Genomic DNA, 3,494 nt, shown 5'->3' with positions numbered 1-3,494 from the left:
TGCCCCGCCAGAACATCGGCTTCATGCTCGAACCCCACGGCTTCTTCAACCAAAACCCCACCCTCAACCTCCCCACCGAAACCCGCACCACCAACGGCGGCCACTGCTCCACCGGAAAGTGACAATCCGGGCAAGTACCAAGCCCCAACAGTAAAACGAAAGCGAGATCGCGGGAGCTCAACCGTTCATTCGTCCGCGACGCTCCCGCGATCTCGCCGCTGAGGCCGCTTCACGTCCTCTGCATGCCCGGGATCCTCCCGGAGTCACCTACGTTCTCGGATATTTGCGTCCGCGGGTCCGTCCCCAATACCCACCGCAGGCCAACGGGATCGATGCAGCGTAGGCACAAGACGATCAGTTCATCAAAGGAGATGTTATGAGTGAAAATCGTTCGGATGGCGTTGATAATCTGAAAAGATCGATCAACTGGAAGCAAGGTATGGCCATCGCACTGGGTGTGCCGCTGCTGATTCTGCCATCTTTGGGCTACCTGCCGATGTACGTCTCTGCCGCGGCAATCCTCATCTGGGGGATATCGGTCATTCAGGGCTTCCTGCAGAATGCTGCGTACGCAGAAATGGCCACCACCTTTCCCAAGGCCTCCGGTCTGCCAGGCTTTGCGCAGCTTGTATTTCGCAGCGAGAACTACAAGGGCAAGTACGACAAGGGCAAACTGATCGGCGGCTTCACTGCCTGGAGCTACTGGTTTGGCTGGAACCCGATTCTGGCGATCTTCGCCATCCTGGTCGGCGGTTACCTGCACGGGCTGTTCCCGGCGCTGGGGGAGACCTTTACCGAATACCAGCTGGCACTGATTGCAGGCGTCGTGATTTTCGGCGGGCTGTTCGTGGTGAACTGGTTCGGCCTCAAAGATGGCGCCATCCTCGGTTACATCCTGGCAGCCATCTCCCTGGTACCCCTGGTCGTCCTGGCGGTAGCACCTTTTGCTACCGGACACGTTGAAATGGCCAACATCACCGGCAACTGGTGGCCAACTGACTGGGCTTGGGACCTGCATCATGTCCTGATGCTCTTTGGCATCTTTGCGATCGCCCAGTGGAGCGCCTGTGCCTGGGAAACGGCGGCAATCTACGGCCCCGAATACAAGAACCCCGCGAAGGACGTCCCCAAGGCCCTGCTTGCCTGCGGCCTCATCTGCCTGGTCCTGTATGTGCTGCTGCAAACGGCAGTCATCGGCGTACTCGGTGTTGAGGGTGTACAGGCCGAAGCGGTGTCGCCCCTGATTCCGGTCGCCCAGGCTACCTTCGGCGAGGCCGGCTCAATCATCACGATCATCATGCTGGTCGCCGCCATGATCCTGATCATCCAGACGGCGTACCTGGGTTCGTCCCGGGCCATGCACTCCATGTCGACCGAAGGCAACCTGCCCAAATTCATCGGCAAGACAAATCGCCAGGGAACTCCCTTCGTTGCCATGCTGATCATCGGCGCCTTCAACCTGGTGCTGATTTCCATGGGAAACGCCGCCGCAATCCTTGCAGCCTCCGCCATTGGTTACACCCTGGCCAACGGCATCAGCCTGTTTGCCTATGTCAAAGCCAGGAAGCACCCGGCCTTCGCCAACCTGGAACGGCCGTTCAAGGCACCCAAGGGCTGGAAGCATGTAGCCCTGACCTTCGGCCTGTTCAACGTGCCGCTGTGCGTGGTCGGCGTGGTCTATCTGAACAGCCTGGAGATCGGCTGGACCTCAACCTGGGTCGGCTTCCTCGTATTGGCGCTTTACCTGCCCATCTGGCTGTACTCCCAGCATGAGTCCCGCCGCGCGAGCAGCAAGGCAGCCGCGGTCAACGTTCCGGACTACGATGCCCCGGAACCCGAAAAGGTTCTGGATCCGACTCCGTGACCTGTACGGAGCTGGAGAAGGAGCAGCCCTAAAGACGCGGTCCCCGGCGCGACTCGACAGTCGCGCCGGGGACCGAACCCACTTAAGCAAAAGTTGTTCGTGCTTCAGAGAGGAAGCCATCATGCCCATCGCTTACAGCAGTCTGTCAGTTGCCCTTGGCGCCAAGCCCGCAGGCAGGTGGTGCGGAGTCTCCCCGGTGGCGATAATCCTGCAGCGGGGGTAGGCGCCATGGACACGCTAGCCCTGAGCCTCATTGAACTGGGCGCCGTTGTGTTCTGCCTCGGCCTCCTGGCCAAACTTGCCGGCCGAATCGGGGTGTCACCTATCCCGCTCTACCTTTTGGGCGGGCTCGCCTTTGGCACGGGCGGGATCATCGAGCTTGAAGGCATGAAGGAGTTCGCGCATCTCGCCGGGGAGATCGGTGTCATCCTGCTCTTGCTGATGCTTGGCCTGGAATACACGGCGTCCGAGCTCTTCACCGGGCTGCGGAGGTCGTGGCAGGGCGGCATCCTCGACCTGGTCCTGAACTTCCTGCCCGGGGCGGGACTCGCCCTTTTCCTTGGATGGGGAGCCGTGGGTGCCATGGTGATGGGCGGAGTCACTTATATTTCCTCGTCGGGGATCGCGGCGAAGGTGATCAGCGACCTGGGCTGGCTGGGCAACCGCGAAACCCGTGTGGTGATCTCCATCCTGGTGTTTGAGGACCTGACCATGGCCGTGTATCTTCCCGTCCTCACCACGGTTATTTCCGGTGTCAGTTTCCTCGCCGGGCTCACAACATTGGGCATCGCGCTGGCGGTAGTGAGCGTTGTCCTCGTGGTTGCACTGCGTCACGGACACCATGTCTCCAAGGCCGTTCACAGCGAAAATTCAGAGGTGTTCCTCCTGAAGGTACTGGGTGCGGCCCTGCTGGTAGCCGGCATGGCATCAGCCATGCAGGTGTCCGCGGCTGTGGGCGCCTTTTTGCTCGGCATCGCAATCTCCGGCGGCACATCGCACAATGCCAAGCTGGTCCTGACGCCACTGCGGGACCTTTTTGCCGCGATCTTCTTCGTGGCGTTCGGACTGAACACCGATCCTGCGTCCATTCCGCCCGTGCTTGGCTGGGCTCTCGTGCTCGCCCTGATCACCGCAGCCAGCAAGATGGCCACCGGCGTCTGGGCGGCGAAGCAAGCGGGTATTGCCAGGCCTGGCCGCCTTAGGGCCGGAACGGCGCTGATAGCCCGCGGGGAATTCTCGATCGTCATCGCCGGGCTGGCACTCGCTTCCGGTGCCGTTAGCCAGGAACTCGCGGCCGTGGCTACGGCCTACGTGCTCGTCATGGCCGTTGTGGGCCCGCTGGCTGCACGCTACGTCGAACCATTGGCGGAAATCCTGCTGCGCCCAGAGGAGGCCGTTACGAAAGCATGACCCGTCCCCGCAAGGACCCGGCTTAGCCGCTCGGTCCCCGGTGCTGCCCCACGGCGGCACCGGGGACCGAACTGTTTAACCGGCCAGTCCAGAGCAGCCGCCGACGTGTTCCCGAATGTTTCCAACATGTTAACTGGGGCGGGAATTTGTGCCTCCGAATTTCTCACGTAAATGTTTATAGATCCCTCGCGTAAACGAATTCCCTCACGTAGTTTTGCTT

Annotated in this window: 2 protein-coding genes; both read left to right on the top strand. The window is 61.0% G+C overall.

Annotated elements, in window-relative coordinates; genetic code table 11:
• Positions 1 to 439: 439 nt before the first annotated feature.
• Positions 440 to 1,864, top strand: coding sequence for an APC family permease (locus ACFTR6_RS22005; protein WP_377959475.1), 1,425 nt, complete (start codon positions 440 to 442; stop codon positions 1,862 to 1,864).
• 228 nt (positions 1,865 to 2,092) lie between these two features.
• Positions 2,093 to 3,274: a cation:proton antiporter gene (locus ACFTR6_RS22000; RefSeq protein WP_377959474.1), complete on the top strand. Its 1,182-nt coding sequence runs from the start codon at positions 2,093 to 2,095 to the stop codon at positions 3,272 to 3,274.
• Positions 3,275 to 3,494: the final 220 nt, after the last annotated feature.

The sequence above is a fragment of the Arthrobacter sp. NPDC057009 genome (assembly GCF_042673905.1).
Classification (GTDB): Bacteria; Actinomycetota; Actinomycetes; order Actinomycetales; family Micrococcaceae; genus Arthrobacter.
The sequence above is the reverse complement of the archived record's forward strand: the minus strand, read 5'-3'. Positions and strand labels throughout refer to the sequence as shown.

Excerpts from the sequence above, each read along its gene's own strand:
- ACFTR6_RS22005 (WP_377959475.1), top strand. The coding sequence starts at position 440 with ATGGCCATCGCACTGGGTGTGCCGCTGCTGATTCTGCCATCTTTGGGC.
- ACFTR6_RS22000 (WP_377959474.1), top strand. The coding sequence starts at position 2,093 with ATGGACACGCTAGCCCTGAGCCTCATTGAACTGGGCGCCGTTGTGTTC.